At 63.8% G+C, this 15916-nt stretch carries 16 protein-coding genes; 6 read left to right on the forward strand and 10 right to left on the reverse strand.

The features are described from left to right. Positions 1–31: 31 nt before the first annotated feature. On the forward strand, positions 32–982 hold the full coding sequence (locus NGM99_RS14150) for a peptidylprolyl isomerase (RefSeq protein ID WP_435371431.1): 951 nt from the start codon (positions 32–34) through the stop codon (positions 980–982). Between the two features lie 40 nt (positions 983–1022). Then, on the forward strand, positions 1023–1847 hold the full coding sequence (gene rsmA / locus NGM99_RS14155; RefSeq protein WP_252819958.1) for a 16S rRNA (adenine(1518)-N(6)/adenine(1519)-N(6))-dimethyltransferase RsmA: 825 nt from the start codon (positions 1023–1025) through the stop codon (positions 1845–1847). Here rsmA and gmk read toward each other — a convergent pair. The 7 genes from gmk to fabD all read right to left on the reverse strand — a co-directional run bounded on the left by gmk (position 1844) and on the right by fabD (position 8090). Continuing rightward, positions 1844–2497 (reverse strand): guanylate kinase, encoded by a 654-nt coding sequence (gmk, locus tag NGM99_RS14160; protein ID WP_252819961.1) that lies wholly within the window; start codon positions 2495–2497, stop codon positions 1844–1846. The genes rsmA and gmk overlap by 4 nt on opposite strands. A gap of 3 nt (positions 2498–2500) precedes the next feature. After that, on the reverse strand, positions 2501–3391 hold the full coding sequence (locus NGM99_RS14165) for a YicC/YloC family endoribonuclease (RefSeq protein ID WP_252819963.1): 891 nt from the start codon (positions 3389–3391) through the stop codon (positions 2501–2503). Between the two features lie 28 nt (positions 3392–3419). Next, positions 3420–4640, reverse strand: coding sequence for an endolytic transglycosylase MltG (gene mltG / locus NGM99_RS14170; RefSeq protein WP_252819965.1), 1221 nt, complete (start codon positions 4638–4640; stop codon positions 3420–3422). Between the two features lie 87 nt (positions 4641–4727). Next, positions 4728–6005: a beta-ketoacyl-ACP synthase II gene (gene fabF, locus NGM99_RS14175; protein WP_252820076.1), complete on the reverse strand. Its 1278-nt coding sequence runs from the start codon at positions 6003–6005 to the stop codon at positions 4728–4730. A 33-nt stretch (positions 6006–6038) separates the two neighbouring features. Beyond that, positions 6039–6275 (reverse strand): acyl carrier protein, encoded by a 237-nt coding sequence (locus NGM99_RS14180; protein WP_252819967.1) that lies wholly within the window; start codon positions 6273–6275, stop codon positions 6039–6041. Positions 6276–6387: 112 nt separating this feature from the next. Further along, positions 6388–7125, reverse strand: a complete 738-nt coding sequence (gene fabG, locus NGM99_RS14185) for a 3-oxoacyl-[acyl-carrier-protein] reductase (RefSeq protein ID WP_252819969.1) — start codon at positions 7123–7125, stop codon at positions 6388–6390. Positions 7126–7148: 23 nt separating this feature from the next. Then, a complete protein-coding gene (gene fabD / locus NGM99_RS14190; RefSeq protein ID WP_252819972.1) occupies positions 7149–8090 on the reverse strand; it encodes an ACP S-malonyltransferase in 942 nt (313 codons plus the stop codon). Between the two features lie 162 nt (positions 8091–8252). On the opposite strand from fabD, the gene NGM99_RS14195 reads away from it, so the two are divergent. From NGM99_RS14195 to rplI, 4 genes are all read left to right on the forward strand, one after another. Beyond that, the gene (locus NGM99_RS14195) at positions 8253–10211 is read left to right on the forward strand and encodes an LTA synthase family protein (protein ID WP_435371432.1); all 1959 of its coding nucleotides are present in this window, start codon (positions 8253–8255) and stop codon (positions 10209–10211) included. Between the two features lie 242 nt (positions 10212–10453). Then, positions 10454–10942: a 30S ribosomal protein S6 gene (gene rpsF, locus NGM99_RS14200; RefSeq protein WP_252819975.1), complete on the forward strand. Its 489-nt coding sequence runs from the start codon at positions 10454–10456 to the stop codon at positions 10940–10942. Beyond that, on the forward strand, positions 10942–11190 hold the full coding sequence (rpsR, locus tag NGM99_RS14205) for a 30S ribosomal protein S18 (RefSeq protein ID WP_127403739.1): 249 nt from the start codon (positions 10942–10944) through the stop codon (positions 11188–11190). The genes rpsF and rpsR overlap by 1 nt, the downstream gene beginning before the upstream one ends. A gap of 194 nt (positions 11191–11384) precedes the next feature. After that, a complete protein-coding gene (gene rplI / locus NGM99_RS14210; RefSeq protein WP_252819977.1) occupies positions 11385–11960 on the forward strand; it encodes a 50S ribosomal protein L9 in 576 nt (191 codons plus the stop codon). Between the two features lie 71 nt (positions 11961–12031). On the opposite strand, the gene NGM99_RS14215 is transcribed toward rplI, so the two are convergent. From NGM99_RS14215 to NGM99_RS14225, 3 genes are all read right to left on the reverse strand, one after another. After that, complete coding sequence (locus NGM99_RS14215) at positions 12032–13912, reverse strand: MFS transporter (RefSeq protein ID WP_252819979.1); 1881 nt, start codon at positions 13910–13912, stop codon at positions 12032–12034. A gap of 160 nt (positions 13913–14072) precedes the next feature. Next, positions 14073–14861 (reverse strand): ATP12 family chaperone protein, encoded by a 789-nt coding sequence (locus NGM99_RS14220; RefSeq protein WP_252819981.1) that lies wholly within the window; start codon positions 14859–14861, stop codon positions 14073–14075. A 58-nt stretch (positions 14862–14919) separates the two neighbouring features. Next, positions 14920–15900 (reverse strand): RluA family pseudouridine synthase, encoded by a 981-nt coding sequence (locus NGM99_RS14225; protein ID WP_252819983.1) that lies wholly within the window; start codon positions 15898–15900, stop codon positions 14920–14922. Between the last annotated feature and the right edge of the window lie 16 nt (positions 15901–15916).

Here is a 15916-nt window from a genome sequence, read left to right on the forward strand (position 1 = left end):
CACTGGCCGGCATCCTCTTATGGGGATGCTCATGACGAAGAACACCCTCTCCGCCCTTTTCCTCGCCGGCGCGATGGCCCTGCCCCTCGCCGCCGCGATGCCGGCCGCCGCGCAGGAGAGCCAGATCCGCTATGTGGTGAACGGCACACCGGTCACCAGCTACGACATCCAGCGCCGCGCAGCATTCCTGAAGCTTCAGCGCAAGCAGGGCAATCTGAACCAGGCAGCTGGTGACGAGATGGTGGAGCAGGTTCTCAAGAATGCCGAGGTCGCGCGCCTCCGTATCAACATCACCGACCAGCAGGTCGATGATGCCTATGGCCGCTTCGCCAAGAACAACAAGATGACCGTCGCGCAGCTCGATGGCGTCATGAACCAGTCGGGCGTCACCAAGGAGCACTTCAAGCAATACATCAAGGCCCAGATGGGCTGGAACCAGGCGCTCGGGGCGCGCATGCGCTCGAAGAATGGCGGCGGCACTGGCCGCGTGACCGAACAGGAAGCCGTGCGCCGTATGCTCGACAATGGCGGCAACAAGCCGAGCGCCACGCAGTACACGCTGCAGCAGGTTATTTTCGTGGTTCCGCAGTCCGAGCGCGCCGCAAAGCTTGGCGTGCGCAAGCGCGAAGCCGATGCACTGCGCCAGCGCGTGCAGGGCTGCGACAGCACGCGTCAGTTCGCCAAGGGCCTGATCGACGTCACCGTGCGCGATCTCGGCAAGGTCTTCGCCCAGCAGCTCCCGGCGGATTGGTCGGATGCCATCAAGGCTGCGCGTGAAGGCACGGCCACGCCCTCCCGCGAGACCGAGCGCGGCGTCGAGTTCATCACGATCTGCTCGTCGCGCGAGGTCTCGGATGACCGCGTGGCGCAGATGGTTTTCCAGAACGAGCAGAACGGCAAGAGCCAGGATGCGCAGGTCGATGCGTTGAACAAGACCTATGTGGAAGAACTGCGCAAGCGCGCCAAAATCGCGCAGCGCTGACACAAGCATGCAGCAGGCAGTGATTGGGGCGGGGTCGCAAATGGCCCTCGATGGATTGCCGCCGCTGCGCGAGGTCATCCGCCAACACGGTCTCGACGCGCGCAAGGCGCTCGGCCAGAACTTTCTTCTCGACCTCAACCTGACATCCAAGATTGCACGCAGTGCGGGCGATCTCAGCCAGACGACCGTTTTCGAGGTTGGGCCCGGGCCCGGTGGCCTCACCCGGGCGCTGCTGATGAACAGCGCACGGCGCGTGGTAGCCGTCGAGCGCGACGAACGCTGCCTGCCCGCACTCGCCGAAATCGCCGCGCATTATCCCGGCCGTCTGGAAATCATTTCGGGCGATGCGCTGAAGACAGACTGGGCGGCTCTTGCGGGCGGGAAACCGGCGAAGATCGTCGCCAACCTGCCCTATAATATCGGCACGGAGCTGCTTGTGCGCTGGCTGACGGTGGAACCGTGGCCGCCGTTCTTCGAGTCACTCACCCTGATGTTCCAGCGCGAGGTCGCGCAACGCATCGTCGCTTCTCCCGATGGCGACGCCTATGGTCGTCTCGCCGTTCTCGCCGGCTGGCGCACAGACGCGCGCATCATGTTCGACGTACCCCCGCAGGCTTTCACGCCGCCGCCGAAAGTCACGTCGTCGGTTGTCCATCTTATACCACGCGCCGAACCCCTGCCCGTTTCGGCGCGCCTTCTCGGCCGCGTGACGGAGGCAGCCTTCGGGCAGCGACGCAAGATGCTGCGCCAAAGCCTCAAACCCTTGGGCGGCGAGGCGCTGCTGGCGAAGGTCGGTATCGATCCGACCCGCCGTGCAGAAACGCTGTCTATTGAAGAGTTCGTCGCGCTCGCACAGGCGCTCTAGACTTTCTCGTCCAGCAATCCCGATACGAAATCGAATAGTCCCGGCCGACGATCGCGGCGCAAGCGCTCTGCGGCAACGATGGCTTTCACGGCCGAAAAGGCGCGGTCGAGATCGTCGTTGACGACCACGTAATCGTATTCGCGCCAATGCTCGAGTTCGAGCTTCGCATTGTAGAGGCGGCGCTCGATGCTTTCGAGCGAGTCTTCCGCGCGACGCATCAGACGTGCCTTGAGCTCGCCCATGGAGGGCGGCAGGATGAAGATCGAGACGATGTCCGTTCCCATCTTCTCATCGAGTTGCACCGCGCCCTGCCAGTCGATGTCGAACAGCATGTCGCGTCCGGCTGCCATCGCAGCCTCAGCGGGCTCGCGGGGCGTGCCGTAATAATTGCCGTGCACTTCGGCCCATTCGAGCAGACCATCGGTCTCCCGGCTGCGCTCGAACTCGCGCTGCGACAGGAAATGGTAATGCACGCCGTCGATTTCGCTGCCGCGACGCGGGCGCGTGGTGACGCTCACCGAAAGCTCGAGGCTCGGATCGCTCTTCAGAAGATTACGCGCGATCGTGGACTTGCCCGCCCCCGAAGGTGAGGACAGCACGAGCATCAGACCACGGCGACGGATCGAAGCCGTCAGGTCCTGGGACGCCATACACTACTCCAGGTTCTGGACCTGCTCGCGGAACTGATCCACGACGGCCTTGAGCTCCAGCCCAGCTGCCGACACGGCAGCGGAGCCCGACTTTGAGCACAAGGTGTTTGCTTCTCTGTTAAATTCCTGGCCGAGAAAGTCGAGCCGCCGCCCGATTGCGCCACCTTCCTGCAGATGCCTGCGCGCGGCGGCGATGTGGATTGCAAGGCGATCGAGCTCCTCGCGAATATCCGCCTTGGTCGCGAGCAGCGCGGCCTCAGCGAGGAGACGGTCGGGGTCGAGGGCGGCGCCACCTTCGAGCAGCACGTTGAGCTGGCTCGACAGCCGTTCGCGAATGGCCGCCGGCTCGCGCGACGGATCGACCTCCACTCGCTGAACCAGTCCCTCCATCGTGTCGAGCAAACGGGAAAGAACGAGCGACACCGCCCATCCTTCCTCCTTACGCGATGTTGCAAGCGCAGCCGCGGCGTCTTCGAGTGCATCGAGTGCAACCTTGTCCGCCGCCCCGCGCTCTTCCTCGGTCTCCACGATCTCGGGTGTTTCGAGAACGCCGCGCAAGCCGAGCAGACCGTCCGCACTCGCGGGTGCCACACCGAACTGCTGGTGCAGGCGCTGGGCCAGTTCTGCCAGTTCGCGCAGCAGCGCCTCGTTGACGATCGGCTGGACGCTGTTGGCACCGGTCCGTGTCACCGAGAGCGTCACCTGCACCGAACCACGCGCAATATGCCTGCCAAGAATCTGGCGCACGGCCGGCTCGAGCCGTTCCAGCCCTGGCGGCAGTCGAAGGCGCAGGTCGAGCCCCTTGCCGTTCACCGAGCGCAGTTCCCAGGTGAACCGGCTGCTCTGCGCTTCCCCGCTCGCGCGAGTAAAGCCGGTCATGCTTTGAACGCTCATGCGCGCTTCCCCTTGGTTCGGGCTGCGGTCATTGAGCCCCGTCGCCCGTTTGAACGGGCAAGGCATCGCCGGATGCGTTTTGCTTCTGCTGCGCACGCCATTTCGCGACGTTGCGGTTGTGCTCGGCGAGCGTCTTGGCGAATACGTGGCCACCGGTGCCATCCGCGACGAAATAGAGGTCATCGGTCTGCAAGGGCTTCGCCACCGCTTCAAGGGCCGCGCGCCCCGGATTTGCGATGGGCCCGGGCGGCAAGCCACGGATCACATAGGTGTTGTAGGGCGTCTCCTTCTGGATGTCCGACTGGTAGATCGGCCGATCCGCCGGACGTCCCTTGCCGCCGAACAGCCCATAGAGAATGGTCGGGTCCGATTGCAGCCGCATGTTCTTCTTCAGGCGATTGACGAAGACGGCCGCCACACGCGGGCGCTCCTCGGCGATGCCCGTTTCCTTTTCGACGATGGAAGCCAGCGTCACGAACTCGTTCTTGTCCGCGACCGGCAGATCCGGATCGCGCGTTTCCCAGATTTCATCGACGAGCTTCTGCTGGTCGGCTGCCATCTTGGACACGATCTGCGAGCGCGGCGTGCCGCGCGTGAAGCGCAGCGTGTCGGCGGCCACCCCGCCCTCAGGCGGCAGGTCGGTCGGCATGTCACCCGAGAGAGCCTCATGCGTCGCCACGCGCTGAAGGGCCTGTTCGGTGGTGAGGCCTTCGGGCACGGTCAGCGAATACATGATCGACTTGCCGCTCGTCAGCGTTTCCATGATGTCGCGCATGGAGGCGTTCGGCGCGACCGCATATTCGCCCGCCTTGAGCGTGCTGCCAGCTCCATAGGTGCGCACCCCGATCTGGAAGATACGCGCGTCGGAGATCAGATTGCGCCGCTGTAGGTCCTCGGCGATCTCCGTCACGCCGGTGCGTGGCGGCACGAGGAAGGTCGTCTCGGTCTTGTTGGGGCCGTCTGCCTCGAAGCTTTGTTTGCCGAAATAAACCACGGCGACCGCTGCAATCGCGACAAGCACTATGGTCGAAACCAGAAAGTTCAGGAAGACGACGATCTGGTTGCGCGACTGCTTCGAGCGGCGTACCGCCTTCCTGTTATTGGCCGAGGGCTCCTGAGAGGGCGCCGCTGCCGGCGGTGCGTCCTCGCGCGGACGCACTTCGGTCGGCTCCGGTCCCGCCATGGCTTGCGAAACCGGAACGGCATCGCGCCGGCCGAACTGCCCATCACCGGATGGCGTGTCGGTCATGCTTGATCTTCCATGCTAATCGGCTCGATTTCCGCCGTGGGCCCCGCCCGTGATTTGGGCAGGGAATATGGCGATTTCGCGCCGCGCTTACGCTTCGTAGCGGCGGAAGACCAGCGAGGCGTTGGTGCCACCGAAGCCGAAGGAGTTGGAAAGAGCCACGTCGATCGGGCGCTCGCGCGGTGTGTTCGGCACGAGATCGACAGGCGTATCCCGCTCCGGGTTCTCCAGATTGATCGTCGCCGGCGCGATGTTGTCGCGGATGGCGAGCACGGAGAAGATGGCTTCCGCCGCGCCCGCCGCGCCCAGCAGGTGTCCGATAGAGGATTTGGTGGACGACATCGAAACCTTGGATGCCGCATTGCCGAGCAGGCGCTCGACAGCGCCCAGTTCGATCGTGTCGGCCATGGTCGAGGTGCCGTGGGCGTTGATGTAGTCCACGTCGCTCGGCGTCAGGCCGGCGCGCTTGAGTGCCGCCGTCATGCAGCGGAAAGCGCCGTCTCCGTCCTCGTTGGGAGCCGTGATGTGGTAGGCGTCGCCCGTCAGGCCATAGCCGACGACTTCGGCGTAGATCTTGGCCCCACGCGCCTTGGCATGTTCGAGTTCTTCGAGCACCACGACGCCGGCGCCCTCGCCCATCACGAACCCGTCGCGGTCGCGGTCATAGGGCCGCGACGCGTGTGTGGGATCGTCGTTTCGCTCGGTGGAGAGCGCGCGGCAGGCGGCAAAGCCGGCGAGCGAAAGCCGCGTGACAGGCGCCTCCGCACCGCCCGCGAGCATCACGTCGGCATCGCCGAACTGAATCAGCCGTGCGGCATCGCCGATGGCATGCGCGCCGGTCGAGCAGGCCGTCACCACCGCATGGTTCGGACCTTTCAGCCCATGGCGGATGGAAACCTGGCCGGAAACGAGGTTGATGATGTTGCCCGGAATAAAGAACGGGCTAATTCGGCGCGGGCCCTTCTCGCGGAGAAGGATCGCATTGTCTGCGATACCGTCGATACCGCCGATGCCCGAACCGATCATCACACCGGTGGCGCAACGGTCTTCCTCGGTTTCGGGCTTCCAGCCGGAATCACGCAGGGCCTCGTCGGCCGCCGCGATGCCGTAAAGAATGAAATCGCCGATCTTGCGCAGTTCCTTGGGCTCAAGGAACTGCTCAGGGTCGAACGCGGCGTCGGACGCGCCGCCCACCTCATCCCCCTTGCGCGGGATGACATGGGCGATCTTGCAGGGAAGATCGTCGGTCTGGAAGGTTGTCACCTTCCGGCAAGCGCTCTTCGCGCTCAGGATACCCTGCCATCCGGTCTCGACGCCGACGCCGAACGGCGAGAGCAGTCCGAGACCGGTTACGACGACGCGTCTCAGTTCAGCCACGTGAATACTGCCAGGCCTGAAGGATCAGGCCTGCGCTTTGTCGATATACTTCACCGCGTCGCCGACGGTCAGGATGGTCTCGGCTGCATCGTCCGGGATCTCGACGCCGAACTCTTCTTCGAAGGCCATCACGAGCTCGACCGTGTCGAGGCTGTCCGCGCCGAGATCGTCGATGAAGGAGGCCTGCTCCGTGACCTTGTCGGCTTCGACGCCGAGATGCTCGACAACGATCTTCTTAACGCGCTCTGCGGTGTCGCTCATGGGGATTTCCTCATGTTCTAAAGTTTCACCGTCTCGTTACCCACGAGACTGACGGTAATCAAGCTGAAAGATTTGGGTTCCCGCCCCTTGCCTGTGCGGGAATCATATCGTTTCAGATCATAGCCATGCCGCCATTCACGTGAATGGTCTGGCCGGTGATGTAGGAGGCCTCGTTCGAAGCGAGATAGACGACGGCCGAGGCGATCTCGTCGCCCGAGCCCATGCGCTTCATGGGAATAGCACCCATGATCGCGTCCTTCTGCTTGTCGTTGAGCTTGTCGGTCATGGCCGACTCGATGAAGCCGGGCGCCACGCAATTGACCGTCACGTTGCGCGACGCGATCTCCTGCGCGAGCGACTTCGAGAAACCGATCAGGCCGGCCTTGGAGGCGCAATAATTCGCCTGCCCCGGATTGCCGGTGACGCCGACGACCGAGGTAATGTTGATGATGCGGCCCCCACGGCGGCGCATCATCGGATGCGTCAGTTCGCGGGTCAGGCGGAACACGGCGGTGAGGTTCACTTCCAGAACCGCGTCCCAGTCGTCGTCCGACATACGCACGAAAAGCCCGTCACGCGTGATGCCGGCATTGTTGACGAGGATATCGACGCCCTCCAGCTCGGCTTCCGCCTTCTGGCCGAGCGCCTTCACACTGTCGCGGTCCGACAGATTCGCCGGAAAAATCTTCACGCGCTCGCCAAGTTCGCCGGCCAGCGCCTCGAGCTTTTCGGTGCGCGTGCCATGAAGGCCGACAGTGGCACCCTGCGCGTGAAGCGCGCGGGCGACCGCCTCGCCGATCCCGCCCGTGGCGCCCGTAACCAGCGCCTTCTTGCCCGTCAGATCCAACATGGTCGTTTCCTCTTTCTTCTCTCTCAGGCGAGCGCTGCGAGCGCCGTTTCGACATCGGCCGGCGTATTGACCGCAACCGTCTCGACATCGCGATTGATGCGCTTGGCCAGGCCCGACAGGACCTTGCCCGCGCCGATCTCATAGAGCGTCGTCACGCCGTTTTGCGCGAACCAATCCACGGTCTCGCGCCAGCGCACGCGGCCCGTCACCTGCTCGACCAGCCGCTGCGCGATCTCGTCGGGGTCGGAAATCGGTGTCACGACAACGTTGGCCACGACTGGCACGAGCGGGCGGTTCTTCCGAACCTCAGCCAGCGCCTCGCGCATCCGCTCGGCGGCCGGCGCCATCAACGCCGAATGGAACGGCGCGGAAACGGGAAGCGACAATGCGCGCTTGGCACCCGCCGTCTTGCAAAGCTCCATCGCGCGCTCGACCGCAGGCTTGTCGCCCGAGATCACCAGCTGGCCGCCGCCATTGTCGTTCGCGACTTGGCACACTTCACCCTGGGCGGCCTCGCGGCAGGCCGCATCGACGGCGTCTTCTTCCAAGCCGATGATCGCCGCCATCGCGCCCTTGCCGGCGGGTACCGCTTCCTGCATGGCAGTTCCGCGAATGCGCAAGAGGCGCGCGGTGTCGGCAATCGAGAAGGTGCGGGCAGCCGCGAGCGCCGAATATTCGCCGAGCGAATGGCCGGCGACGAACTTCACCTTTTCTGCCAGATCAAGGCCGCCGGCTTCCAGGGCTCGGATCGCGGCCAGCGAAACGGCCATCAGAGCCGGCTGCGCGTTGGCGGTCAGCGTCAACTCATCCTGCGAGCCTTCCCAGATCAGTGTCGAAAGCTTCTGGCCGAGCGCCTCATCGACCTCATCGAACACCGCCCGGCTTTCGGGAAAGGCTTCCGCGAGTTCGCGGCCCATGCCAACCGTCTGGCTTCCCTGTCCGGGAAAGGTGAAAGCCACCGCCATGCGGGCTCCTCTTCATGAATCGCGCGCTTGGTGGCGTCGAGTGAAGGGGAAGTCAAGCAGAACACCTTCTTAAAGACGAGGCTTTTTCCACCATAACCGCCGCGCGACTTGCCTTGCCGGCTTCCCTTTCGCGCGGAATGTTCTATTTCTTGTGACGTTGGGATGACAGAAACGCGACAACGATCGCGGCTTCAGAGGCGAAAAATAAAAGTGAGTTCTGCGAGTGCGAACCGCGTGCCAGCGGTTCGACCATCATCCCATGTGCCGTCCTTTTTCACGCGCCATGGCGATAAGATCATCTCGGTCGCGCTGACGCTCTTCATCGCGGCCGCGCTCGTTTTCGTCGTGGAACTCACCGTGCGCGGCTCGTTTCAGGCGACGCTCGACTTTTTCCGCCAGCCCTTCCGCCCGAGCTGGGCGACCGTCGCGCTGATCGCACTTCTGTTCTGGCTGCTCGACGCCGTATTCGGCCGCGCGCATAACGGCGTGCTGATCGTGGCGCCGCTGCTGTTGCTCCTGGCGGTCGTGAACCACCAGAAGGCTTTCTATCTCGGCGACCCGCTTTATCCGACGGACTTCCTTTATTCGCGCCAGATCATCGAGCTCCTGCCGCTGCTTGTGCGCGACCGACCGTGGACTGCAGCCGGGATCGTGCTGGGCATCACCGTGCTCATCGCAGCTCTCGTCTGGGGCTGGCGCACTCTACGCCGCCGTCTGCCCCGACTGAAGCCGCGAGCGCGGCTCTGGCGTCTGGCGGCGGCCCTGCCCGCGCTGCTCTTCTTCGGCTCTCTCATGGACTACGCATCCTTCTCCTGGGTGCGCGACCGGCTGCAGATCGTGCCGATGATGTGGGACCAGCGCGAGAATTATGCGAGCAACGGCTTCGCCATCGCCTTTGCGCTGAACGTGCCGATGGCGAAGGTCTCCGCGCCTGTCGGCTACGACGAGAAGGCCATTCAGGCGATCCAGTCGCCGGTCCATGGGGTGACCATGCCGGGCGAGCGGCCGGACATCATCATGGTCATGAGCGAGTCCTTCTGGGACCCGACGCGCCTGCCGAACGTGTCGATCTCGCCCGACCCGATGCCGACGGTGCGTGCGAACTCCTCTGGCTATTCCTTCTCACCCGAATTCGGCGGCATGACCGCGAATGTCGAATTCGAGGCGCTGACCGGCTTTTCCAACGCCTTCCTGCCCTACGGCTCGATCCCTTATCAGCAATATATCCGCGCGCCGATGCCGACGCTCGCCAACTTCCTGAAACAGGAAGGCTACGAGACACGCGCCGTGCATCCGTTCGCCGGCTGGTTCTGGAACCGCAAGCCGGTCTACGAGGCCTTCGGCTTCGAGCATTTCTCCTCGGAAGAGAACCTTCCCTATCTCGAAAAGCGCGGACCGCTGGCCTCGGACGCGGCTCTGACCGAGCAGATCATCAAGGAAGCGGACGCCACGCGTGCGCCGCTCTTCATGTTCGCCGTCAGCCTGCAGAATCACGGGCCCTATGAGCCCGGCCGCTACTGGGATGCGACGCATACGGTTTCGACCGACATCCCCGAAAAGAGCATGCAGTCGGTTTTGTCCTATGCGGAGGGCGTGTCGGATGCCGACAAGGGGCTCGCACGGCTGATGGAATGGGCGAAGTCGCGCGACCGGCGCACGATCATCGCCTTCTTCGGCGACCACCTGCCGCCGCTCGGCCAGCCCTATATCGACACCGGCTATCTCAAGGACATGGTGCCGCCCAAGCGCGAGCCGCTCAAGGATTTGCTGCAGCATCGCGAGACGCCGCTCGTTGTCTGGTCGAATCGCGACGGGCCGATCCAGAATATCGGGACGGTCAGCCCCGCCTATCTGCCCTCGATCCTGCTGGGAGAGGCGGGCATCAAGCATCCTTACTACACCGGCGTGCTCTCCGAGATGCGCAAGCGCTTTCCAGTCGTGGACCGCCATGTTCTGATGGGCGCCGATGGTTCGGAAACCGCCGATTGGTCGCGCGCGAAAGAGGTTGCCCCGGATGTGAGCAGGCTGCGCCTGCTTCAATACGATGCGATGTTCGGCAAGAAGTTCGGCACGGACCGCTTTTTCCCGAAGCCGCGACAGGATGTTCTGCCGCTCGGCTGAGGCTTGCGCTCGTTGGGTTTAGCCTATAAAGGCAGCCACAATCTGTCGGTCTCTGGCTGGGGGCTGAACGGAGGAGCGTGGGTTCTCGAACCCGCGCGTGAAGCCGGAACGGTCTTCCGCCTCCCCCGTGTTCCCGCTCTCGACCGTCCCTAAAGCGCCTTTCGTTTCCCTTGCGGGAAGAGATCGCGTTGCAGAGGCTTAGCCGCCGGGACCGACCGAGAAACTCGAAAGGCAAAAAACACATGGCATTGTACGAACACGTGTTTCTTGCCCGGCAGGATCTGTCGCAGCAGCAGGTCGACGCCCTTGTGGAACACTACAGGGGTGTGATCGGCGGCTTCGGCGGCAAGATCGGCCGGGTTGAGAACTGGGGCCTCAAGTCCCTCACCTACCGCATCAAGAAGAACCGCAAGGCCTATTTCACGCTGGTCGATCTCGATTGCTCGGCGGAAGCGCTGAACGAGATGGAACGCCAGATGGGCCTGTCGGAAGACATCCTCCGCTTCATGACCGTCAAGGTCGAGCAGCACGAGGAAGGCGCATCGGCCATGATGCAGAAGCGCGAAGAGCGCACCGAGCGTTCGGATCGCGGTGGCTTCGGCGATCGTGGCGGCCGTGGCTTCGGTGGTGGTGATCGCGGCGACCGTGGTGGTGACCGTGGCGGTCGCTCCTTCGGTGGCGACGATCGTGGTCCGCGCCGTCCGCGCGAGAATGAAGGAGCGCAGGCATAATGGTCGACATCAACCAGATCCCGACGCGCCGGCCCTTCCATCGCCGCCGCAAGACCTGCCCGTTCTCGGGCGCCAACGCACCGCGCATCGACTACAAGGACGTGCGCCTGCTGCAGCGTTACATTTCCGAGCGCGGCAAGATCGTGCCGTCGCGCATCACAGCCGTTTCGCAGAAGAAGCAGCGCGAGCTGGCCAAGGCCATCAAGCGCGCCCGCTTCCTGGGCCTGCTCCCTTACGTCGTGCGTTAATCATTGAATGGCGGGCGGCTCCGGCTGCCCGCTCTTTCCTTCTCCGCGACGGGCGCGGTCCAAGGCAGAATTCAAATCCCGAGTTGAGGCACCGTGCCTCTAACTGCCGGCGGGCAGGACAGCGAAATCGGCGTGGATCCCGCGCTTTCCCTTGTCTCCTCCGGTTTCAGTTCAACCAATCAAGGAGACCAGAGATGGATGTCATTCTTCTCGAACGCATTTCCCGCCTCGGCCAGATGGGCGAAACTGTCCGCGTGAAGGACGGCTTCGCGCGCAATTTCCTGTTGCCGCAGGGCAAGGCGCTGCGCGCCAATGAAGCCAACAAGAAGAAGTTCGAAGGCCAGCGCGCCCAGCTCGAAGCCCGTAACCTCGAACGCAAGTCGGAAGCCGAGACGGTCGCCAAGGAACTCGACGGCAAGAACTTCATCGTGGTTCGTTCGGCGGGCGAGACCGGCCAGCTCTACGGTTCGGTGTCCACCCGCGACATCGCCGATCTGATTGTCGCCGAAGGCTTCACGATCAACCGCAACCAGGTCGAGCTCAACCAGCCGATCAAGACCATCGGCCTGACCAATGTTGCCATCGCGCTCCACCCCGAAGTGGAAGTGACCGTCACGCTCAACATCGCCCGTTCGGCCGATGAAGCCGAGCGTCAGGCACGCGGCGAGACGCTGACCACGGCCGAAGCCATCTACGGCGAGGACATCAACGAGAACGCCCGCCCCGACAACTTCTTCGACCCGAACGCCGAGGAAGACGAAGAAGCCTGATCGGCCCTTCATCGGAAAAACAATAAGCCCGGCAGGATCGCTCCTGCCGGGCTTTTCTCATTGAGTCTGATTTATTGCACCGCATCCAGATCGGTGCCCTTGGTGTCACGCACGAAGATGATGCCGACGATCAGGGACATCGCCGCGATGGCGATCGGGTACCAGAGCCCGTAATAGATGTCGCCCGCCGCCGCCGACATCGCGAACACGGTTGCTGGCAACAGGCCACCGAACCAGCCATTGCCGATATGGTAGGGCAAGGACATGCCGGTGTAACGGATACGGGTCGGGAACATCTCGACGAGGATCGCTGCGATCGGCCCATAGACCATGGTGACGTAGAGAACGAGCACGAACAGGATCGCGATCGTCTTCGGCCAGCTCACGGCGTTCGGGTCCGCCACCATCTTGAATGTGCCGGCATTCGGCACGGTGTAGACGGTGACATCGCCCGCGCCTGCTTCCTCCGCCGTCAGCAGCTTGTCCTTGACCGCCTGGGCGGCCGGAACGGTCGCCGGCTGCGTGGCGCGGATGGCATTGCCTTCGAGTGCCAGTTCGGGGTTCGCCGCGATGAACGCATCGACCTTGCTGTCCGGCACGCGGGCCGGATCGCGCACCAGCGGATAGCCGGCCTTCTGCAGCGCGAGGTTCACATTATGAGTGAACGCCGTGCCCGCTGCAGCCGCACCGGCACCGGCAGCGCCCGCATCATAGGACGAAACCGTGCTGTCGCCGACTTTCACACTCGCCGGCGTGCCGGCCGGGCCTTCCACGATGTCGTAAGGCACCGAGCTTTTGGCCAGGAAATCCGTCGCGACATCGCAGGACGTAACCGGCTTGCGCGTGCCGATCGGGTTGAACTGGAAGTTGCAGTCCCCCGGCGCGGCGGTCACCGTCGCCCGCACATTCTCCTGCGCCGTCGCGAGCGCCGGATTGGCCGCCCAGGTCAACGCCTTGAAGAGCGGGAAATAGGTGACGATGGCCAGCGCCAGGCCCGCCATGATGATCGGCTTGCGGCCGATCTTGTCGGACAGCCAACCGAAGAACACGAAGAAGAACGTGCCGAGGCCCAGCGCTATCGCGATCATGATGTTGACGGACACGCCGTCCACCTTGAGCACGTTCTGCAGGAAGAAGAGCGCGTAGAACTGGCCCGAATACCAGACCACGGCCTGACCGGCGGTGAGACCGAGCAATGCCAAGAGCGCGATGCGCGCATTCTTCCACTGGCCGAAGGCCTCCTTGAGCGGCGCCTTGGATTGCTTGCCTTCAGCCTTCATGCGCTGGAACGTGGGCGACTCGCTGAGCGTCATGCGGATCCAGACCGAGATGCCGAGCAGCACGACGGATACCAGGAACGGCACGCGCCAGCCCCAGGCAGCGAAGTCTTCCTTGGACATCGAAGCCTGGATCGCGAGGATGACGAGCAGGGACAGGAACAGGCCGAGCGTGGCAGTCGTCTGGATCCACGACGTATAGAAGCCGCGACGGTCATCCGGCGCGTGCTCGGCCACGTAGGTCGCCGCACCGCCATACTCGCCACCCAGCGCCAGGCCCTGAAGCATGCGCAAGACGATCAGGACAATCGGTGCCGCGATGCCCCAGGTCGCCGAACCCGGCAGGATGCCCACCAGAAAGGTCGAGAGGCCCATGATCAGGATGGTGACGAGGAACGTGTATTTGCGGCCCACGAGATCGCCGATGCGACCGAAAACCAGCGCGCCGAACGGGCGAACGAGAAAGCCTGCCGCAAAGGCGAGCAACGCGAAGATGTTTCGCGTGGCTTCAGGATACTGGCTGAAGAAAGTCGCGCCGATAAAGGCCGCGAGCGAGCCGTATAAATAGAAATCGTACCACTCGAAGACCGTGCCGAGCGACGAGGCGAAGATGACCTTCCTTTCCTCGCGCGACATCGAGCGGCTCGTCGAGCCGCTGACTGCTGAAACCGCCATCACTCATCCTCCCATCGGATCATGGCATATGCCTTACCCCCGCCCATGCTCCTCCACGCGCGGAATTGAGTCAGCTAAGCATGGTTTATCCGATGGGAAAACCTCGAACCCACAATCATTTCACAGGTTTGACGCGGAAACCTTTGCCAATACTGGCAATTCAGTCGAGTGCTTCCAGCAGTCGGGTCGCGGCGAGCATGTCGCGGCGGCGTGCGTTGTGGCGCGCGACCGCTTCCGCATCGTGCCCCCACTGCTCGGCGTTCCAGTTCTCGTCCACATGGGCGGCGTTCCAGGCCTGATCCGGCGAGAGCTCGCCGCTTTCCACGGCCAGAGCCAGAAGTGCGGAGCCCATCAGTGAAGTGAGCAGATGCAGGCTCGCCAATCGCAGAGGTTCGATGCGGGGCGCCAAATGCCGGCGCACGGCCTCGACGGCCTCGCGCGGCTGCTCGACAGGCATCACGCCCTCCGCCAGCATGAACCGGGCATGGAGCGCGTTACGCGCCCAGTCGATCACCGGATCCCAAGCCTCGGCCTGCCGCTCGACCAGCGTTTCAGGCCCATCGGCGCGATAGAAAAGCAGATCGGAAGAGGCGAAGCGCAGGATATCCTCGGCCACCGCCTCGGGCTCGCGCGCCACGCCGTCCAGCGCCGTGTTGACCAGACGCAAAACGGGCATGGTCACCGGATTGATCTCGGTCTGCTGCGCTTCGAACTCGTCGGCCAGCAACTGAGCCGCTGCGCGCGTCGGAAGCACCAGCGGCTGCTGGCCGGGCGTCTTGGCGCGTTTGCCATCGAGCGTTACGGCGAACCCGTCTTCGCTCTCCTCGACCTTGGCTTCCCTGTAGAAGCGCTTCGGCAACGGCGTGCGCATGCTCAGTTGTGCGCGCTTCACGGGGTCCGGATCGGACAGGTAGATGTCGCTTTCGAGGTCGGAAAGAATGTCGCGCATGGGAAAAGTCCGAAAGCTGCGGGAGTTCACCCGCATATAGGCATGCCGGGCGCGGGTTTCACTCGCCCGCCGCGTTCTCGTCGAAACCGAGCAGGTTCCAGCTCTGGCGCATATGCGGCGAGAGCGGTGCGGTGACGTCGATCTTGCCACCATCGGGATGCGGGATCACAATGCGCCGCGCATGGAGATGCAGCCGGTTCTGGATCCCGCCGGGGAACTCCCAGTTGGTGTCCGCCTCGAAATACTTCGGGTCACCGATGATCGGGCACCCGATGTAATGCGCGTGCACGCGCAGCTGGTGCGTGCGTCCCGTATAGGGTTCCATCTCCAGCCATGAGAGCGTCTGCGCTGCCTGCTCGACGACGCGGTAATGCGACACAGCATGGTCGGCACCGGTCTCGCCATGTTTCGCCACGCGCACGCGGTCGCCTTCGGGTGAAGGCTCCTTCACCAGCCAGGTCGAGATCTTGTCCTCGCGCTTCTTCGGCACGCCTTTCACCAGCGCCCAATAGGTCTTTTCCGCGTCGCGCCCACGGAAGGCCTCGGCGAGCTTCATGGCCGCCAGCCGCGTGCGCGCCACGACGAGCACGCCGGACGTGTCGCGGTCGAGCCGGTGCACGAGGCGCGGCTTCTCGCCCTTCTTGTTGCGCCACGCTTCCAGCATGCCGTCCACATGGCGCGCCACGCCGGAGCCGCCTTGAACGGCGAGGCCTGCGGGCTTGTTGAAGACGAAGACCTTCGGGTCCTCGTGCAGCAGCATCTTTTGCAGGACTTCAGCATCGTCGCCCGCGCGCACCATGCTTGGGCTCAGACCCTCGCCGGCCTTGCGATCCACCTCGAGCGGCGGCACGCGCACGACCTGCCCCGGCTCGACGCGCGTGTCGGCTTTCGCGCGGCCGCCATCGACGCGCACCTGCCCTGAACGCAGAAGCTTCTGGAGATGTCCGAAGCCTAGGCCCGGAAAGTGAGATTTGAACCAGCGGTCGAGGCGCATGCCCGCCTCGCCCGCTTCAACCGTGATTTGTTCGACGCCTGCCATGATAGCACGCGCTTAG

Origin of the sequence: Mesorhizobium liriopis (genome assembly GCF_024053505.1) — a bacterium.
Taxonomy (GTDB): domain Bacteria; phylum Pseudomonadota; class Alphaproteobacteria; order Rhizobiales; family Rhizobiaceae; genus Mesorhizobium_B; species Mesorhizobium_B liriopis.